The sequence below is a fragment of the Flavobacterium sp. genome (assembly GCF_039930565.1).
Lineage (GTDB): Bacteria > Bacteroidota > Bacteroidia > Flavobacteriales > Flavobacteriaceae > Flavobacterium.
In genome coordinates this window covers 25915-46036 of the sequence record NZ_JBDTTP010000011.1, presented here as the reverse complement: position 1 = coordinate 46036, position 20122 = coordinate 25915, and the positions used below count along the sequence as shown (strand labels likewise).

The 20122-nt window shown below is 34.8% G+C and carries 12 protein-coding genes; all 12 read left to right on the top strand.

From position 1 onward, the window contains the following. Window positions 1–206: 206 nt before the first annotated feature. The 12 genes from ABI657_RS04925 to ABI657_RS04870 all read left to right on the top strand — a co-directional run bounded on the left by ABI657_RS04925 (window position 207) and on the right by ABI657_RS04870 (window position 20122). Window positions 207–2318 carry a thioredoxin domain-containing protein gene (locus ABI657_RS04925; RefSeq protein WP_348096131.1) on the top strand — a complete coding sequence of 704 codons (2112 nt, stop codon included), beginning with the start codon at window positions 207–209 and terminating at the stop codon, window positions 2316–2318. 610 nt (window positions 2319–2928) lie between these two features. Further along, on the top strand, window positions 2929–4848 hold the full coding sequence (locus tag ABI657_RS04920; RefSeq protein ID WP_348096130.1) for a sialate O-acetylesterase: 1920 nt from the start codon (window positions 2929–2931) through the stop codon (window positions 4846–4848). 82 nt (window positions 4849–4930) lie between these two features. After that, window positions 4931–6985 carry a transketolase gene (locus tag ABI657_RS04915; RefSeq protein ID WP_348096129.1) on the top strand — a complete coding sequence of 685 codons (2055 nt, stop codon included), beginning with the start codon at window positions 4931–4933 and terminating at the stop codon, window positions 6983–6985. 22 nt (window positions 6986–7007) lie between these two features. Continuing rightward, window positions 7008–9464 (top strand): glycoside hydrolase family 95 protein, encoded by a 2457-nt coding sequence (locus ABI657_RS04910; protein ID WP_348096128.1) that lies wholly within the window; start codon window positions 7008–7010, stop codon window positions 9462–9464. Between the two features lie 31 nt (window positions 9465–9495). Continuing rightward, window positions 9496–10062, top strand: coding sequence for a sialate O-acetylesterase (locus tag ABI657_RS04905; protein WP_348096127.1), 567 nt, complete (start codon window positions 9496–9498; stop codon window positions 10060–10062). Beyond that, complete coding sequence (locus ABI657_RS04900; protein WP_348096126.1) at window positions 10005–10334, top strand: sialate O-acetylesterase; 330 nt, start codon at window positions 10005–10007, stop codon at window positions 10332–10334. The genes ABI657_RS04905 and ABI657_RS04900 overlap by 58 nt, the downstream gene beginning before the upstream one ends. A 137-nt stretch (window positions 10335–10471) precedes the next feature. After that, the gene (locus tag ABI657_RS04895) at window positions 10472–12409 is read left to right on the top strand and encodes a glycoside hydrolase family 97 catalytic domain-containing protein (protein WP_348096125.1); all 1938 of its coding nucleotides are present in this window, start codon (window positions 10472–10474) and stop codon (window positions 12407–12409) included. Window positions 12410–12431: 22 nt separating this feature from the next. Next, window positions 12432–15026 carry a TIM-barrel domain-containing protein gene (locus ABI657_RS04890; protein ID WP_348096124.1) on the top strand — a complete coding sequence of 865 codons (2595 nt, stop codon included), beginning with the start codon at window positions 12432–12434 and terminating at the stop codon, window positions 15024–15026. 49 nt (window positions 15027–15075) lie between these two features. Continuing rightward, complete coding sequence (locus ABI657_RS04885; RefSeq protein WP_348096123.1) at window positions 15076–16032, top strand: glycoside hydrolase family 43 protein; 957 nt, start codon at window positions 15076–15078, stop codon at window positions 16030–16032. Between the two features lie 26 nt (window positions 16033–16058). Further along, entirely contained in the window at window positions 16059–17624 is a 1566-nt protein-coding gene (locus ABI657_RS04880) for a glycoside hydrolase 43 family protein (RefSeq protein ID WP_348096122.1), read from the top strand. A gap of 10 nt (window positions 17625–17634) precedes the next feature. Continuing rightward, window positions 17635–18930 (top strand): glycosyl hydrolase family 8, encoded by a 1296-nt coding sequence (locus ABI657_RS04875; protein WP_348096121.1) that lies wholly within the window; start codon window positions 17635–17637, stop codon window positions 18928–18930. 22 nt (window positions 18931–18952) lie between these two features. Further along, window positions 18953–20122 (top strand): alpha/beta hydrolase-fold protein, encoded by a 1170-nt coding sequence (locus ABI657_RS04870; RefSeq protein WP_348096120.1) that lies wholly within the window; start codon window positions 18953–18955, stop codon window positions 20120–20122.

The window sequence follows — 20122 nt, the reverse complement described above, 5'->3', positions numbered from 1 at the left end:
ACTAAAACGTTTTAGTTGATCTCATTTTAACAAAATGCGAAACATAAAAATAGTTTGAAAGTTGAAATAAGATTGTCATTTTTGAAGCTTTTAATAGCATATTTGAAGCATTATTTAGTTTCCGTAAATCTATTAAATATAAATTGCTATTTTAGCGTTGCAATTTAAAAAAATCAAAAAACCACCATAGTTATTCTATCTTTTATATGCGTATTCTATATCTTTTATTAATTATCACTTTTTTTTTTACAAGCTGTAACACTAAACATAATGATCAAGAAAATCATAAATTCACGAATGATTTAATCAATGAAACTAGTCCGTATCTTTTGCAGCATGCACATAATCCAGTAGATTGGAAAGCATGGAACAAAGAAACTTTAGATAAAGCAAAAGCAGAAAATAAACTTATTATTATTTCTGTAGGATATTCTGCTTGCCATTGGTGTCATGTTATGGAGCAGGAAAGTTTTGAAAATGAAGAAGTTGCAAAATTAATGAATGATAATTTCATAAGTATAAAAGTAGATAGAGAAGAGCGTCCGGATATTGATCATATATATATGAATGCAGTGCAATTGATGACAGGAAAAGGCGGATGGCCATTAAACTGTATTGCAATGCCAGACGGGCGTCCTATTTTTGGCGGGACTTATTTTACTAAGGAGGAATGGATAAAAGCTTTAACAGATCTCTCTGATTTATATAAAGAAAATCCTAAAAAGGCGAGTGAATATGCGGATAAATTAGTTGATGGAATTCAAAAATCACAGTTGATTACAGTCAATACAAATGAAATAAATTTTAAGAAATCAGATGTTTCAGATGCAGTAAAATTGTGGCAGGGCCAATTAGATTATAAAGAGGGGGGCTTACTGGGAGAAAACAAATTTCCAATGCCTGGCTCCTTGAGCTTTCTGCTTCGTTATTGTATTCAGAATAACGACAAATTAATTCAAAAATATGTACAGACGACACTGACAAAAATGGCTGATGGTGGAATTTATGACCACATTGGTGGAGGTTTTTCGAGATATTCGGTAGATCCTGAATGGCATATCCCACATTTTGAAAAGATGCTTTACGATAATGCACAATTAGTAAGTTTGTATTCTGATGCTTATTTGGTTACCAGAAATGAGTTGTATAAAAAAACTGTATATGAAACCCTGAGTTTTATAGAAAAAGAATTAATGGCCTCAAATGGAGCTTTTTATTCTTCTTTGGACGCCGATAGCAAAAACAAAGAAAAAAAACTGGAAGAAGGTGTTTATTATGCATGGAAGAAGGAAGAATTACAAGCGGTGTTAAAATCTGATTACTCTCTTTTTCAAGAGTATTTTAATATTAATGAAAATGGTCTATGGGAAAATAAAAACTATATTTTATTTAAAAACCAATCCAATAAAGATTTTGCTCTCAAAAATAAATTGACACTGAAAGAACTAGATTCCAAAATTAAAAACTGGAAACAAATACTTTTAACTGTAAGAAGCAAGAGATCCGGACCTCATTTAGACAATAAAACATTAACTTCCTGGAATGCTTTGATGCTAAAGGGTTATGTTAATGCTTATCGAGCATTCAAAAATCCGCATTACAAGGAAATTGCTTTAAGAAATGCCAACTTTATTCTAAATAATCAACTACAAAAAGACGGAAGTTTAAATCACAGCTACAAAGAAGGTAAAAGCAGTATTTTTGGTTTTTCAGAGGATTATGCTACAGTTATAGATGCTTTTATTGCGCTTTATCAAATTACACTAGATGAAAAGTGGCTCAATACGGCTAAGAAGTTAACAGATTATACCATTACTCATTTTTGGGATAAGAAATCAAATATGTTTTTCTTTACTTCAAATACTTCAACGAATTTAATTGCAAGAAAAATGGAAATCGCTGACAATGTAATTCCAGCTTCCAATTCAATTCTTGCTCATAATTTATTTTTACTAGGTCATTATTATTCTAATAATACTTATTCGAAAAATGCCCAAAAAATGCTAAATAATGTAAAAAATGACGCATTGGAATCACCAACAGAATATTACAATTGGCTGAATTTGATGCTAAATTATACTGATAATTATTTTGAAGTTGCTGTTTCCGGAAAAGATGCTGCTGTAAAAGCGAGTCAGTTGCAGAGTTATTATCTTCCTAATATCCTAATTGCAGGTGCAACTCAAGAAAGTAAGCTTCCTATTTTAGAAAATCGCTTTACAGAAAATGAAACATATATTTATGTTTGCATTGATAAAGCTTGTAAGATGCCTGAAACAGATGTTTTTATTGCTGTTTCTAAAATAAAAAATAATTGATTTTAGAATCTCAGATAATTATTTCAATCAAACTTTATTAAACAGTAACAAGTTTATATTCAAATTTATTTGTTGAATATTTTTTACTTAATTATTCTCTTAATCTTTAAAATTAAAGAACTAAAGAATCATTTTTATTTTATTTTTTTAATATTTAAAATAAATATAATGTTTTTTTACTCTATTTTATTTTACTATCTCGCAAAAAAAACACAAACAACCGGTTGTGTTTTTAATTGTTTTTATTATATTTGTAATAAATACACTTATTGTTAAAACAATAATTAATTCGATTTCAATAAACAAAGTTTTTATAAAATTTAATATCAAACATTATGCTGACTTAACGTCAGAATAAATGGGTGAATAATTTACAATAGAATTCCGATAGGAATAGTTACTACTGAGAAAGCAGCTTGTCTATTGAGATGTAATTTATGTAAACGCTTTTATTTATATTGAGTTGGTTTTTTACGTTAATATTGGTTTTAAGTGTGTTAATAATTAGTTTGTGACTATGTTAGTGTTAGTTTTTAAATTAAGGCCGTAAGCTTAATCCCTTTCGGCTTTTTTTAATTATTTTAGAATCATATCTTATTAATCGGATTACATGAAGAAAATAATAATAATAATTACGCTATTGATTGGAGTATGCGTAAACTCGCAAATAAAACTGCCTCGTTTAATTAGTGATGGTATGATCCTTCAAAGAGATACTAAGGTTAGGATTTGGGGTTGGGCTTCCTCAAATGAAAAAATTGAACTTGAGTTCAATCATAAGAAATATAAAACACTTACCAATCAGGATGGGAAGTGGATGATCGTACTTCCATCTCAAAAAGCAGGCGGTCCGTATGAAATGATTTTTAAGGCATCGAATACTATTGTAGTAAAGAATATTCTTTTTGGAGATGTTTGGGTCTGTTCAGGACAATCTAATATGGAGCTTCCTATGAATAGATTGAAAGATAAATACAAAGATGACATTTCGAAGGCAGATAATGCAAACATCAGGCAATTTTTAGTTCCGGATCAATATTACTTTGCAAATGAAAAAGAAGACTTTTCATCAGGTGAATGGATTGCTGCAAATCCTGTCAATGTTTTGCAATTTTCGGGTGTTGCTTATTTCTTTGCATTAGAAATATATGATAAGTATAAAATTCCGATTGGATTAATTAATAGTGCACTAGGCGGTTCTCCTGCAGAGGCTTGGATAAGTGAGGAAAGCGTTAGAAAATTTCCGGAATATTATCAGGAATATTTGAAATTCAAAGATGGAAAACTGGAAAGTGAAATTGATAATAATGATAGAAAAGTCAATAAAGATTGGTATCATTTACTTAATAATACGGATATTGGATTAAAAAACAATTGGTCAAAAGCAACATTAGATGATACTTCATGGAAAAATATGAATGTTCCCGGTTATTGGGCAGATAATGAGTTAGGCTATACAAATGGTGCTGTCTGGTTCAAAAAAGAATTTTCATTATCAGCAATTAAGGCAGAAAATGCCAAATTAATATTAGGAAGAATTGTAGATGCCGATTCTGTGTACGTAAATGGTCATTTTATTGGTACTACTTCTTACCAATATCCTCCACGAATTTATTCTTTTAATACGAATATTTTAAAAGAAGGCAAAAATCAAATTACTGTTCGTATCATAAATAATTCAGGTAAAGGCGGCTTTGTTACAGATAAGCCTTACGAATTAATAATAGCAAACGATACTCTTGATCTAAAAGGAATATGGAAATATGAACTGGGAGCCAAAATGTCGCCATTGCCATCCCAAACTTTTGTGAGATGGAAACCGGTAGGGCTTTATAATGCCATGATTGCACCTTTAAAGAACTATTCAATTAAAGGTGTTCTTTGGTATCAGGGTGAATCGAGTACCGGGAAACCATTAGAATATTCAGCGTTGATGGAAACTTTAATAGCAAATTGGAGGACACAATGGAAACAGGATAAATTACCTTTTTTACTTGTTCAGCTAGCCAATTTTATGGAAGTGAAACCTAATCCGGGAGAAAGCAATTGGGCTCAATTGAGACAACAACAAAAAAATCTACTTACAGTTCCCAAAACTGGTTTGGCTGTAACAGTAGATTTAGGAGAATGGAATGACATTCATCCTTTAAATAAATATGACGTTGGAAAAAGACTCGCCTTACAAGCAAGAAAAATAGCTTATGGTGAGAAAAATTTAGTTGCTTCCGGGCCTTTGTTTAAGTCAATGGAAAAAAAAGAGAACAAATTAATTTTAAGTTTTACCGATGTTGGAACAGGTTTGATAGCGAAGGATAGTGGTACACTAAAAGGATTTGCAATTGCTGGTAGTGATGGAAATTTTGTATGGGCAAATGCAACTATAGAAGGCGATAAAATTATAGTATGGAATGATGCTGTACCAAGTCCAGCCAAAGTTCGGTATGCATGGGCAGATAATCCGGAAGGAGCCAATTTCTACAATAAAGAAAATTTACCCGCTTCACCTTTTGAATCGAATCTTAAATTATAAATAATCAATATCATGGTTTAAAATAACACATCATAATTGATATGCTTATCATCAATCATATAATACAAAACAAATCATTAAAATGAATAATAAAATTGACCAATTAGCAGCAGATAATATACGTGCATTAGCCATTTCTATGGTAGAAAAAGCAAATTCAGGGCATCCGGGAGGTTCCATGGGAGGCGCTGATTTTATGCATATTTTATATACAGAATATTTAAAGTATGATCCAACTGATATGAATTGGATCTTTAGGGATCGTTTCTTTATGGATGCCGGTCACCTTTCAGCGTTAATGTATGCACAATATTATTTATTGGGAAACTATGAAAAAACAGATCTTCAAAATTTCAGACAATGGGGTTCAGTAACACCTGGCCATCCCGAAATTGATGTAAAAAGAGGAATTGAAAACACCTCAGGACCATTAGGGCAGGGGCATGCAATGGGTGTTGGAGCTGCAATCGCTGCTAAATTTTTATCTGCCAGATTTGATAATTTATTTGATCATAAAATTTATGGTTTCATAACAGATGGTGGTGTTCAGGAAGAGATTTCACAAGGAGCAGGTAGAATTGCAGGACATTTGGGACTTAACAATTTTATTATGTTCTATGATTCAAATGATGTGCAGCTTTCCTCAATGACAGATGAAGTAACAACGGAGAATACTGCAATGAAATATGAATCATGGGGTTGGAAAGTTATTACCATTGATGGACATAGTCATACTCATATTCGCTCAGCACTGAATGCCGCCAATGCCGAATTGGAAAGGCCAACACTGATTATCGGAAGGACTATAATGGGCAAAGGTTGTGTTACGGCTGATGGAGCAATGTATGAAGGGCAATGTGAATTGCACGGAAAACCTATTGGAGGAACAAAAGCGTGTTTTAAATCAACACTGCTTAATCTGGGGGCAAATCCGGAAGATTCATTTTCAATTTATGATGATGTTGCAGCACATTATGCTACCGTCTTAACTAAAAAAGCAGAAGAGGCAGCAAACAGAAAAGCAAATTTTTCAAATTGGGAAGCAAAAAATACAGCATTAGCGCAAAAGATTAATCAGTTTTTTGCAGGTGATTTGCCAGATTTGGATTTTAGCAGTATAATTCAAAAAGCAAATGCAGCAACGCGTGATGCTTCTGCAGCTGTTTTGGGATATCTGGCAGAAAATGTTGAAAACATGATTGTTTCTTCTGCGGATTTATCCAATAGCGACAAAACGGATGGTTTCCTAAAAAAATCATCTGTACTGAAAAAGGATGATTTTAGCGGTGGTTTTTTACAAGCTGGTGTTGCCGAATTAACAATGGCAGCAATTGCCAACGGTATTGCGCTTCATGGGGGTGTCATTCCTGTAGTAGCTACATTTTTTGTGTTTTCGGACTATATGAAACCAGCAATACGTCTGGCAGCTATTCAGGAATTGCCTGTAAAATATGTCTGGACACATGATTCTTTCCGGGTTGGAGAAGATGGCCCTACACACCAGCCTATAGAACAGGAAGCACAAATCAGATTGCTGGAGAAAATAAAAAATCATTCAGGTGATAAAAGCTTATTGGCTTTACGACCTGCTGATGCTGTTGAAACTTCTGTAGCTTGGCAAATGGCATTGGAAAACAAAAAAACACCAACAGGTTTGATTTTTTCCAGACAGGATATTAAAGATCTTCCAACCAGTGGAGGTTCTAGGTTTGAGGATGCTCTTCAGTCTAAAAAAGGAGGGTATCTGGTCAAATCCGTTCAAAATCCTGATATTACATTAATCGCAAATGGATCAGAAGTAGCCACTCTTATTGAAGCTGCATCTGAAATCGAAAAAACCATGCAAATTAAAATAAATGTAGCATCAATAATTTCTGAAGGACTTTTCAGATCTCAATCAAAAGAATACCAGCAAAGCGTAATTCCAAAAGACGGACTGGTTTTCGGGCTCACAGCTGGTCTGCCTGTTAATTTGGAAAGTCTGGCTGGAAACAATGGAAGAGTATTTGGTCTTGATCATTTTGGGTATTCAGCTCCGGCTTCGGTTCTGGACGAAAAATTTGGATTTACCAGTAAAAATGCTTCGGAAGAAATTATCAAATATTTAAAAGAGAATAATTTTAAGAGTCAGCTTTAATAAAATCGAAATTCAAATAAATATGAAAAAAATATTTTCAATATTCTCATTCTTTTTATTCCTTATTAGTTTCTCTCAGGATAATAAGAATCTTAAGCTTTGGTATACAGAACCCTCAGGGAAGACTTGGGAAAATGCCCTGCCAATTGGCAATGGCTTTTTAGGTGCAATGGTGTATGGAAATGTTGAAAATGAAATTATACAGTTGAATGAGAATACCGTTTGGAGCGGCGGACCTAATGAAAATAATAATCCGGATGCTTTAGCATCTTTGCCTGAAATCAGGAAAATGATTTTTGAAGGAAAACATAAGGATGCGGAAAAATTAGCCAATCAGACTTTTACAACAAAAAAATCACATGGTCAAATGTTTCAGCCTGTAGGAAATCTTAATTTGAATTTTGCAGGTCATGAAAAATATGCTAATTACAGACGGGAACTTGATATACAAAACGCAATTGCAAAAACCAGCTATGATGTTGACGGTGTGACTTATACCCGGGAGGCTTTTGTTTCATTTTCTGAAAGGGTTATTATAATTCATATATCAGCCAATAAAAAAGACAAAATTTCTTTTACTGCTAGTTACACTTCTCCTCACAAGGAAAAGAATTTTACAGTAAATGCATCAAAAGATCTTGAAATTACTGGTCGTACAAGCGATCATGAAGGAGTAAAAAGTTTAATTAACTTTAAAGGGATTACCCGAATTAAATTGGATGGCGGAAGATTAGAACAGACAAACGATTCACTTATTGTAAAAGACGCAAATGCAGTTACTATTTTTATATCCATAGCGACTAATTTTAATAATTATAAGGATGTAAGTGGTGATGAAGTGAAACGTGCGGCTGATTATATGAACAAATCGTATGGCAAATCCTATAAGTCTATCAAAAAATCACATATTGCAGCTTATCAGAAATATTTTAATCGGGTTAAGTTAGATTTAGGAGTTACTCCGGAGGCTAATTTACCAACGGATGTGCGATTGAAAAATTTCAGGAATACAAATGATCCTCAATTTGTAGCATTATATTATCAGTATGGCAGGTATTTGCTGATATCATCTTCGCAGCCAGGAGGACAGCCTGCTAATCTTCAGGGTATTTGGAATAATAGTCTTAAACCGGCGTGGGACAGCAAATATACAATCAACATAAATGCTGAAATGAATTATTGGCCGGCAGAGAAAACCAATTTGTCAGAATTGCACGAACCTTTTTTAAAGATGGTAAAAGAGTTATCAGTTACCGGACAAGAAACGGCGAAAATCATGTATGGTACAAGAGGATGGATGGCACATCATAATACCGATATTTGGCGTGTAACTGGATCAATAGATGCTGCTGCCTGGGGATTATGGACAGCCGGTGGCGGATGGACAAGCCAGCATTTATGGGAACACTATCTCTATACTGGTGACAAAGAATTTTTAACAGCTTCTTATCCGATATTAAAAGGTGCAGCATTATTTTACGTAGACTTTCTTGTAGAACATCCTAAATATAAGTGGCTGGTTGTAAATCCGGGCAATTCACCTGAAAATGCTCCTCAAGCTCATAATGGTTCATCGCTCGATGCAGGAACAACTATGGACAATCAAATTGTTTATGATGTTTTTACTACTACAATCAAGGCAGCAGAAATTTTAAAAGAAGATGCTGCTCTAATAGACACTTTAAAACAATTTCGAAGCAGGCTTGCTCCAATGCATGTTGGTAAACACAATCAGCTTCAGGAATGGCTTGACGATATTGATGATCCTAAAGATAACCATCGCCATGTTTCTCATTTATACGGGTTATTTCCTTCCAATCAGATATCAGCTTATAAAACTCCTGAATTATTTGCTGCTTCCAAGAATACTTTGCTTCAGCGTGGCGATGTTTCAACGGGATGGAGTATGGGCTGGAAAATAAACTGGTGGGCAAAACTTCAAGATGGAAATCATGCTTACTCTCTTATAAAAAATCAACTCACGCCTTTGGGAGTCAATCGTGAAGGGGGCGGAACTTATAATAATCTTTTTGATGCACATCCTCCTTTTCAAATTGATGGAAATTTTGGATGTACTTCAGGCATAACCGAAATGCTTGTGCAAAGTTCTGATGGAGCTATTCATCTTCTTCCCGCATTACCAGATGTTTGGCCAGAAGGCAGTGTTGAAGGAATTCGAGCCAGAGGCGGATTCGAAATTGTAGAAATGAAATGGAAAAACGCTCAACTTATCAAGTTAGTTGTTAAATCGGCATTGGGTGGGAATTTAAGACTGCGCTTGCCAAATAATCTGATACTAAAATCGGGCAAGCTGGAAGTTGCAAAAGGAGAAAATCCGAATCCTTTTTATTTTGTTGAAGAAACGGCAGCTGCCATTATCTCGGAGAAATCTACTATAAAACCACTGGAACTTAAACCTACCGTATTGGTTGATATTCCAACAAAAAAAGGGAATGTTTACACATTTATAAGTAAATAAATAATTTTTTAAAATTTTAAAAATGATAAAAATGATAAAAAAATTGAATCTGTTGTTTGCTTTTGCAGTACTGCTTTTTGGAATAAATACATATGCCCAAAATCCTAAGTTTCATATTTATCTGTGTATAGGCCAGTCCAATATGGAAGGGTTTGCTAAGTTTGAAGCTCAGGATACAGTTTCGAATGAACGTTTTAAAGTTTTGCAGGCAATTGATTGCGATAATCTTAAAAGAAAAAAAGGGCAATGGTATACTGCTGTACCGCCATTAAACAGATGTAATTCCGGTTTAAGTCCTGCCGATTATTTCGGTAAAGAAATGATTGCAAATTTGCCTAAAGATGTAACAATTGGCGTAATAAATGTAGCAGTTGGAGGTTGTAAGATAGAACTTTTTGATAAGGATAATTATCAAACTTATCTTAGTACAGCTCCTGATTGGTTAAAATCATTTGCTGCTCCTTACGAAGGAAACCCGTATGGGACGTTGATAGAAATGGCGAAAATTGCTCAAAAGACGGCGTTATTAAAGGAATATTATTGCATCAGGGAGAATCAAATACAAATGATACGCTATGGACAAAAAAGGTTAAAGTAGTTTATGATAACTTGTTAAAAGATCTCAAGCTTAATGCCTCAACGACGCCATTACTGGCAGGAGAAGTTGTACACGCCGATCAGGGTGGTGTCTGCGCCAGCATGAATACTATAATTGCCACTTTACCCCAAACAATTGCAAATTCCTATGTCATATCATCCAGCGGTTGTCCTGATGGCGATGATAATCTGCATTTTTCAGCGGAAGGATACAGATTATTAGGAAAGCGATATGCGACAAAGATGCTCGAAATCTTAAATAAGAAAAAGTAGTTTACAAATCCATATTAATTGTACTGCAGAATTTATCACGAAAGCAAGGCGAGTGCCTTATGAGTATGGTATTTTAGATCAAGTAACGACTCAAATGCGGGGCAGGCAGGATATATCAAAATTAATTGAACTTAAAAATGATTAAATTAAAAATAGTATTAGTTGCTTCTGTTATTTTGAGCTTTTGCTATGCATCTGCGCAACAAATAGTTGTAAAGTCGCCCAATAAAAAAATTGTGGGATCTCTTCATAGTATTGATGCAAATAAAAAAGGACAATGGTATTTGAAAGTATCTTACCAAACGGATAAAAGTACATCTGAAATACTCCCAAAAGTAGATTTAGGACTTTCAAGAAGTGATCAGGATTTTTTTAAAGAACTTCTTTTTTTAAAAGCCACGAAACCCAAACTGATAAAGGAGCATTATGAACTTCCTTTCGGTAAAAAATCAGTACGTGAAAATGCAGCCAATGAAGTTATTGTTTCTTTTGAAAATCCGAGTAAAGCAAAATTGAATCTTATTGTCAGAGCGTATAATGATGGAATTACATTTCGATATGAATTTCCAGAAAAGCAAGGCTCTTATAGTATTAATGATGAATTTACAGCTTACCAGATTCCAAAAGAAAGTAAAAGATGGCTGGAAAAATGGAATGCTGCGAATGAGGGTTTGTATGATGTTTCGAATAATGATAAGATAATTCAGCAAGAGTGGTGTTATCCGGCATTGTTTAATTCGTCTGATCAATCCTCTTGGTTTCTGTTACATGAAGCTGATTTAGATCGTACTTACTGTGGTACAAAATTAAGCAATACAACTGATATCAATAGTTATAAACTTACTTTTCCAGATCCAAAAGACGCCAGAGGAACAGGTGAATCAAAACCTCGTATTTCACTTCCATGGCAATCACCATGGAGAGTAATTACGATTGGCAGTTTATCTGATATTGTAGAAAGTACTCTGGTTGAAGATGTATCAACTCCAACTCTTTTTAAAAATACACAATGGATAAAGCCAGGCAAAGTATCCTGGAATTACTGGTCAAGTAATCATGGAACTAAAGATTATAAAACTGTATGTGAATTTGCCGATTTAGCTGTAAAAATGAATTGGCCTTACACGCTTTTAGACTGGGAATGGGATTCTATGTCTAATGGTGGAAATCTGGAAGATGCTTTAAAATACATACATTCAAAAGGAATAAAACCATTAATGTGGTACAATTCAGGAGGAAATCATACTTGGGTATCTTCTACGCCAAAAGACAGGATGCTTACTCATAAAAACAGAGTAGAAGAATTTACAAAACTCAAAAAATTAGGTGTAGCAGGAGTTAAAGTAGATTTTTTTGAAAGTGAAAAACAAGATATGATTCAATACTATCTTGATATTTTAGAAGATGCAGCAGAATTTGAAATGATGGTGTATTTTCATGGTTGTATCGTACCACGTGGCTGGTCACGCACCTATCCTAACTTAATGACTTATGAAGCAGTTCGCGGTGCAGAATGGTATAACAACGGTCCTGAATTTTCGACTACAGCACCAGAACATAATACAATTTTGCCTTTTACAAGAAATGTAGTAGGAGCAATGGATTATACTCCTGTTACTTTTACTAATTCTCAATATCCACATCTTACTTCTTATGGACACGAGCTGGCTCTTGCGGTAATTTTTGAATCTCCATTGCAACATTTGGCAGACAGACCGGAAGGATATTACGAATTACCCGATGAAGCAAAAACTTTTTTGAAAGAAGTACCAACAACCTGGGATAATACAAAACTTATTGATGGATATCCAGGTCAGGATGTAACGATAGCACGCCAAAAAGGAACTAGCTGGTATATTGGAGGAATTTCTGCTTCTGAGCGTAAAGAAATAACGAAAAAAATTAGACTGGAATTTTTAAAGGAAGGAATAATTTATCGCGCCGTTTTAATTGCTGATGGCAAACACGATAAGACCTTTGATTCAAAAGTAATGGCTGTAAATAAAAATTCAACAATTGATATAAAATTACTTCGCCGTGGAGGCTTTGCGATTTCATTAATTCCAATAGAATAACTGATAATTTAAATATATAAAAATGCAAAAGACTGTATACATTTTACTTTTAAGCTTTTTGTTCACTTCAATTAGTGCACAAGAGTATAAAAAGCATACTTTAAGTAAAGATAAATTATCTGTTGAATTATCTAATGGTGTGCTAAACATAATCCCTCTTACTGAAAAATCAATACGAATACAGTATCAAATAGGAAATGTAAAAGAAGCACAGGAGTTTGTTTTTATAAACAAATACAAAGTTCCAAAGTTTAAATTAAAAGAATCTTTAGATAATTTAAAACTTAGCACAAAAGGAATAACAGTTACCTTAAATAAAAAGACAGGGGTTATTGAATATAGTGATAAATCCGATAAAGTTTTTCTAAAAGAAAAAGCAAATTCAAGAATATTAAAACCTGCTAGTATTATGGGCGAATCTTGTTTTGTTGCAGAACAAGGCTTTGAATCTCCTAAAGATGAATATTTGTTTGGATTAGGACAGTTTCAGGATGGTTTTTATAATCTAAAAAATACAACCCGAAAATTAATCCAGGTCAATACACAGATCGCTATTCCATTTTTGGTATCTAATAAAGGGTATGGTTTGTTATGGCATCAGTATGGTCTCACTTATTTCAACCCGACCAATCAAAATATTACTTTAGTTAAAAATACTATAAATGAAGGTGAAAAACGCGAAGTTGAAGTAAGCACGACCTCAGGGACACAAAAAGTTTCGCAACAACAATCTGTATATTCCGGCAATTTCTCAATAGCTAAAGACGGAGAATATTCATTAATGCTGGATCTTGGAGACATGGATAGCCGGCATTTAGTTTTAATTGACGGTACAGATGTAATCAATCAATCTAATTTATGGCTGCCTCCGGCGGTGAGTAAATTGGTTGAGTTAAAAGCAGGTGATCACACTGTAAAAGTGGTTTGCAAAGCAAGTAATACACCCTCTCTTAGTTTGAAACTTTCTAATGACGAAACTGTTTTTAATTCTCCTAATGCCAAATCGCTTGATTATGTTGTTTTTGCAGGAAAAGATACAGATGAAATTATAGCGAATTACCGTAACCTTACCGGGAATGTACCTATGTTGCCGAAATGGGCCTTTGGATTCTGGCAGTGTCGTGAACGATATACTTCAGGAGAACATTTGGTTTCAACAATTAAAGAATTCAGAAAACGTAACCTGCCTGTAGATGTCATTGTACAAGACTGGCAATATTGGGGAAAATATGGTTGGGGCGTGCCTAAATTTGATGAAACTCATTATCCTGAACCTGAAAAGTTTATAAAAGAAATTCATGATTTAAATGCCCACTTTTCTGTTTCGGTTTGGGAAAATTTGAATAAGGAATCAGAAATTGGTAAAGAATATGTATCGAAAAACTTATTTATTCCTAATAGTCCGTGGGTAGATATTTATAACCCGGAAGCACAAAAAACACATTGGAACGCACTTGATAAAAATTTATTTTCACTTGGAGTAGACTCTTGGTGGATGGATGCAACTGAGCCAGAAAATGATGCGTTAAGAGGCAAACAAACTTATTTTGGATTAGGCGATTTTTATAGATTAACATATCCACTATTTGTTAGTAAAGCAGTTTATGAAGGTCAAAGAAATACCAATCCTGAAAAAAGGGTAACGATTCTTACCCGTTCTGCATTTTTAGGGCAGCAGCGTTATGGTACAATCAATTGGTCGGGTGATATAGGCTGGGACTGGGATACTTATAAACGTCAAATCGTTGCAGGTTTAAATTATAATGTTACAGGAATGCCTTATTGGACTACCGATATTGGTGGGTTTTTCCGTCCGGGATCAGGACAGTATAAAGATGAAAAATATCATCAAATACTGACTCGTTGGTTTCAATGGGCAGTTTTTAATCCGATATTCCGTATCCATGGCTATCAAACAGAAACGGAACCCTGGAAATATGGAGAAAAGGTAGAGAATAATATGCGTTCTATGATGAACCTTCGATATCAATTATTGCCTTATATCTATTCAGAAGCCTGGCAGATATCTAAGAACAATTCCACTTTGATGCGTCCATTAATCATGGATTTTAATGATGATAAAACTGCTGTAAGTCAGGCTTATCAATATATGTTTGGTAAAGCATTTTTGATAGCCCCTGTTACTGCTCCTGATGTAACGCAGTGGAATGTTTACTTGCCAAAGCAAAATGCGTGGTACGATTTCTGGACCGGCAAAAGATTTGAAGGAGGACAAACTATCGCATCACCAGCACCATTGGACAAAATACCGGTTTTTGTAAAAGAAGGTTCGATTGTGGCTATGGGAAATGTAATTCAGAATACGCAGGTTAAGCAGGATGAACTTGAAATTCGTGTGTATACGGGAAAAGATGGAAGTTTTATTTACTATAATGATGAAGGAGATAATTACAATTACGAAAAAGGAAAATATATAGAAATTCCGATAACATGGAATGAAAAGAACCAAACTCTGACTATAAGAAAACAAAGTGGCAACTATAATGGTCAGACAGCAGAATATACGATGAATATTATATGGATATCAGGACAACAGAATAATAATGCTGCCAAAATAATAAAATATACGGGTAAGCAAGTTCAGGTAAAGAAGTAAGATAAATTGAGAAAAAACAAATAACCATTATAACCAAAAAAACTATAACATGAAATCTAATATTAAGATTCTACTGATATTTTGTTGTGTATCGATTAAAATAACAGCACAAAATCCTATCATCACCCATATTTTTACTGCAGATCCTTCCCCAATTGTACATAAGGGCACTCTCTATTTATATACAGGACACGACGTAGCAACTACAGAAGACACTAATTACAAGATGGCCGACTGGCATGTGTTTTCTACAACTAACATGGCGACGTGGAAAGACCACGGAGCATTGCTTTCTCCAGGTACTTTTCCTTGGGCTACAGGAGACGCATATGCAGCTCAGTGTATTGAAAGAAATGGAAAATTTTACTGGTTTGTTTCTACTTTTCACAAGGATGATGGCGTAAGCAAAGGTGGTGCCGCAATTGGTGTAGCTGTTTCTGACTCACCTGTAGGTCCGTTTAAAGATGCAATCGGGAAAGCGTTAGTTATTAATGAAATGACTACAGATAATAAGCATTCGTGGGATGATATAGATCCTACAGTTTTTGTTGATGATGATGGACAAGCTTATATGTACTGGGGCAATGGAAGTTGTAAATGGGTCAAACTTAAATCGAGCATGACGGAAATCGATGGCGCTATCAATACTTTTAAACCTGAAAATTATATTGAAGGACCCTGGGTATACAAACGAAAAGGAATATATTATTTAGTATATGCCAGTAGAGGAGAGAAGGCAGAAACTATAGAATACTGTACTTCAGACAGTCCAACTGGTCCTTGGAAACATCAGGGTCAACTACAAGGGAGTGTAACAAACAGTTTTACAACACATCCTGGTATTGTTGATTATAAAGGCAAATCTTACTTCTTTTACCATAATGGAACTTTACCTACGGGAGGAAGTTACAGACGTGCTGTTTGTGTAGATTATATGTATTATAACCCTGATGGAACTATCAAAAAGATAGTACAAACCACTGAAGGGGTAGCAAAAATTAAGTAATTCAATTTTCATAATTAACTATTTCAATGAAAAATAAAATCATTTTAGTATTAGCGATTGTACTTTTTGGCATTAGCCTCAATAATGTAGTTGCACAACAGGATAAACAAGCTAAAAATCCAATTATTTTTGCTGATGTTCCGGATCCTTCAATTATAAGGGTGGGTAAAAATTATTATATGAGCAGCACAACAATGCACATGAGTCCCGGACTGCCTATTATGAAATCGACCGATCTGGTTAACTGGAAACTGATTAATTATGCCTATGATAGATTGGCTGATACCCCGGAGTTAAATTTGACTGAAGGAAAAAGCACCTATGGAAGAGGTTCCTGGGCAAGCTGTTTACGTTTCCATAACGGTATGTATTATGTGACAACTTTTTCCGGAACAACAGGAGAAACATATATTTTCAAAACAGAAGATATAGAAAAAGGAAATTGGCAAAGAGTTTCTTTTAAACCATCCTATCATGACCATTCCTTATTTTTTGATGACAATGGAAAAGCGTATTTAATTTATGGGGCCGGCAAAATTAAATTAGTAGAATTAAATGACGATCTCACGGGAATAAGGGAAGGTTCTGCTGAAAAAGTTATTATAGAAAATGCCAGTAAACCAGCTGGAGACAACATTATGTTAGGGGCAGAAGGGTCACAGTTATTTAAAGTAAATGGGAAATATTATTTATTTAATATTTGTTGGCCACAAGGAGGAATGCGGACTGTAGTTATTCACAGAGCGGACAATATCAATGGACCATGGGAAGGAAAAGTAGGTCTGCAGGATTTAGGCGTTGCTCAGGGTGGACTTATTGACACACCTGACGGACGCTGGTTCTCCTACCTTTTTCGTGATTTTGGTGCTGTAGGCCGAATTCCCTACCTCGTTCCTGTAAAATGGGAAAATGGCTGGCCAATATTAGGTGAAAATGGTAAAGTTCCGGAACAAATAGACCTGCCTGCCAATAAAAGTCTAATTCCAAATTTGGTTGATTCTGATGAATTTAATCGCAAGAAAGGGAAAGAGACACTTCCTTTAGCCTGGCAATGGAATCACAATCCGGATAATACACTTTGGTCATTAAAAGAAAGAAAAGGATTTTTACGCCTTAAAACCGGAAGACTCGATACTGATTTTGTTTCAGCAAGAAATACACTTACACAACGCACTATTGGACCTACAAGCTCAGGCTCTGTTTTACTGGATGTTTCAAACATGAAAGAAGGCGATTTTGCCGGATTAAGTGCTTTACAAAAAGACTATGGATTAGTAGGCGTGAAAGTCGAAAATGGCCAAAAATCAATAGTGATGGTAAATTCTAACAAAGATAAAGCTAATGAAGTACAGCGAATTGCTTTAAATCAAAACCAGGTTTATTTCAGGATTGATTGTGATTTCACCAATAAAAAAGATGAAGCGAACTTCTATTATAGTCTGGATGGAAAAATCTGGACTCCAATTGGTGAAACCTTAAAAATGAAATATACACTTCCACATTTTATGGGATATCGTTTTGGCTTGTTTAATTATGCTACAAAAAATGTAGGCGGATATGCTGATTTTGATTGGTTTAGAATAAAATATTAAAAAAACAAACATGATAAATAAAAATTTTAAAAGTAAATGCCTGATCAGATTGCGATTTTTCACACTGATTTTCATGTTTGCTATTCCTCTTTTGGCTAGTAGTCAAAATAAAAAGAAAACAGAAAAATCTGAATTAAAAGCACCTCAATATCGTAACCTTTTTAAGGAAGCAGGTTATAGTCAAACTGATATAGACAAGAAATTAGCCAAGGCTTATTATGATGTTTTCGAGGGACCAAACCGGGTGTATTTTGAAGACGGTGATGGTTTAGGATACGTTTCTGATGTAAAAAATAAAGATGCACGCACCGAAGGTATGTCCTATGGGATGATGATTGCCGTTCAACTTAATAAAAAAGAAGTTTTTGATCGTATCTGGAGATGGTCTGCCAAATACATGCAGCATCAGGACGGACCAAGAGAAGGTTATTTTGCCTGGAGTGTAAATCCCGAAACCAAAAAACAAAATTCGCCTGGTTCTGCTTCAGATGGGGAATTGTATTATATCACCAGTTTGCTTTTTGCCTCTAATAAATGGGGTAATGATACAGGAATAAATTATTACAGCGAAGCAAAAAGAATATTAGATGCCATGTGGAAAAAAGATGGCACTGGTAATATCTATAATCTTATAAATACGGAACATAAGCAAATATCTTTCGTGCCTGAAGGCGGAGGATATAAATGGACAGATCCTTCTTATCATCTTCCGGCATTTTATGAAATATGGGCTGTTTATGCGAAAGATGGACACGAGCAGTTTTATAAAGAATGTGCTGAGGTTTCCCGTAATTTTTTACATAAAGCCTGCCACCCTGTAACAGGTTTAAATGCAGATTATACTGAGTTTAGTGGTGAACCGCATTCTACACCATGGATGCCGGCGGCATTTCGTTATGATTCATGGCGTGTTCCTATGAATATTGCTATGGATTATACCTGGTATGGAAAAGATAAAAAATGGCAGGAAGATTATGCCAAAAGATTTCAAAATTTTCTTAGATCCAAGGGATTAGATACTTATGAAGATCAATTTAATCTGGATGGTTCTACTCCTGAGTGGATACTTCAGGCAGGTCCGATAAAAAAACTGAGACATTCTATTGGTTTGGTAGCAACGGCTGCTACTGCATCTTTAGTGAATCACGAGAAAGGAAATATGGACTTTGTTCATGCTGTTTGGAATGCTAAACTTGAACCTTATGAAGATGGTTATTTCGACCCATACTACGATGGTCTAATGTATTTATTCAGTATGATGCATCTTAGTGGAAACTATAAAATTATAACTCCGCAAGTAAATTAATTTGAACCTAAACTTTAAAAAAATGAACTATAAATCTTTAGTTATTATTGTATTGTCTATAGCAACAATAGAAGTTTCTATAGCACAAGTGAATGCTACTGTAGTGGATGATTTTAAAATTTCGGCTACCACACAGGAAGGAAAGCAATATCCGCAGGTAAATTCACAAGGAATGTTAAGAGTACAAATTACTGCTCCTGAGGCAAAAAGTGTTAAGCTGGATATTGGAGGCAAAAAATATGATCTTGTAAAAGATTCCAAAGGAGTATGGACAGGAGAATCAGCACCTCAGGATGAAGGATTTCATTATTATCAGTTAAATATTGATGGCGCTGATGTTCCGGATCCCGGCAGCATGTATTATTATGGAGCGAGCCGTTGGGGTAGCGGAATTGAAGTTCCTGCCAAAGACCAGGATTTTTATGCACTTAAAAATGTAGCTCATGGTCAGGTTAGAGAACATATTTATTTTTCTAAAATCAACAATACGATGCGTCGTTGTTTTGTTTATACTCCGCCAGGATATGACGGAAGCAATAAACGCTATCCAGTTTTGTACTTACAACATGGCGGTGGCGAAAATGAAACGGGTTGGTCAAGCCAGGGTCACGCTAATCTTATCATGGACAATTTAATTGCAGAAGGAAAAGCAACACCTTTTATTATCGTAATGGATAACGGAACCTGGACCCGACCAGTTCAATCTGCTGCAGTAACCCAGGAACAGCGTGAAAAAGGAGAGTGGCCTCCAAAAGGATGGGCAGATCAATTTTCTAAAACTTTAATTGGTGAAATTATTCCAATGATTGATGCCACATATCGCACCGTTGCCAAACAATCACACCGTGCTATGGCAGGATTATCTATGGGGGGTATGCAAACTCGTGTTATAACCCTGGCCAATCCTGATATTTTTGCTTATGTTGGAATGTTCAGTGGAGGAAGTATTAATGCGGATGATATTAAGAATGCTCCTCAATTTAAGGAAAAAACAAAACTTTTATTTGTGAGTTATGGCAGTCATGAACTTGACAACCGAAGAGAAGGTTTCGGTGGAGATCCAAAGGCAAATACAGAAAGTTTACAAAAAGAAGGTTTAAAGACTCATTTTTATATTTCTCCTTCAACAGCACACGAATGGCAAAGCTGGAGGAGAAGTTTAAATGAATTTGCTCCTCTTATATTCAAATAA

Excerpts from the sequence above, each read along its gene's own strand:
- ABI657_RS04870 (WP_348096120.1), top strand. The coding sequence starts at position 18,953 with ATGAACTATAAATCTTTAGTTATTATTGTATTGTCTATAGCAACAATA.
- ABI657_RS04915 (WP_348096129.1), top strand. The coding sequence starts at position 4,931 with ATGAATAATAAAATTGACCAATTAGCAGCAGATAATATACGTGCATTA.
- ABI657_RS04920 (WP_348096130.1), top strand. The coding sequence starts at position 2,929 with ATGAAGAAAATAATAATAATAATTACGCTATTGATTGGAGTATGCGTA.
- ABI657_RS04910 (WP_348096128.1), top strand. The coding sequence starts at position 7,008 with ATGAAAAAAATATTTTCAATATTCTCATTCTTTTTATTCCTTATTAGT.
- ABI657_RS04895 (WP_348096125.1), top strand. The coding sequence starts at position 10,472 with ATGATTAAATTAAAAATAGTATTAGTTGCTTCTGTTATTTTGAGCTTT.
- ABI657_RS04905 (WP_348096127.1), top strand. The coding sequence starts at position 9,496 with ATGATAAAAAAATTGAATCTGTTGTTTGCTTTTGCAGTACTGCTTTTT.
- ABI657_RS04880 (WP_348096122.1), top strand. The coding sequence starts at position 16,059 with ATGAAAAATAAAATCATTTTAGTATTAGCGATTGTACTTTTTGGCATT.
- ABI657_RS04890 (WP_348096124.1), top strand. The coding sequence starts at position 12,432 with ATGCAAAAGACTGTATACATTTTACTTTTAAGCTTTTTGTTCACTTCA.
- ABI657_RS04925 (WP_348096131.1), top strand. The coding sequence starts at position 207 with ATGCGTATTCTATATCTTTTATTAATTATCACTTTTTTTTTTACAAGC.
- ABI657_RS04885 (WP_348096123.1), top strand. The coding sequence starts at position 15,076 with ATGAAATCTAATATTAAGATTCTACTGATATTTTGTTGTGTATCGATT.
- ABI657_RS04875 (WP_348096121.1), top strand. The coding sequence starts at position 17,635 with ATGATAAATAAAAATTTTAAAAGTAAATGCCTGATCAGATTGCGATTT.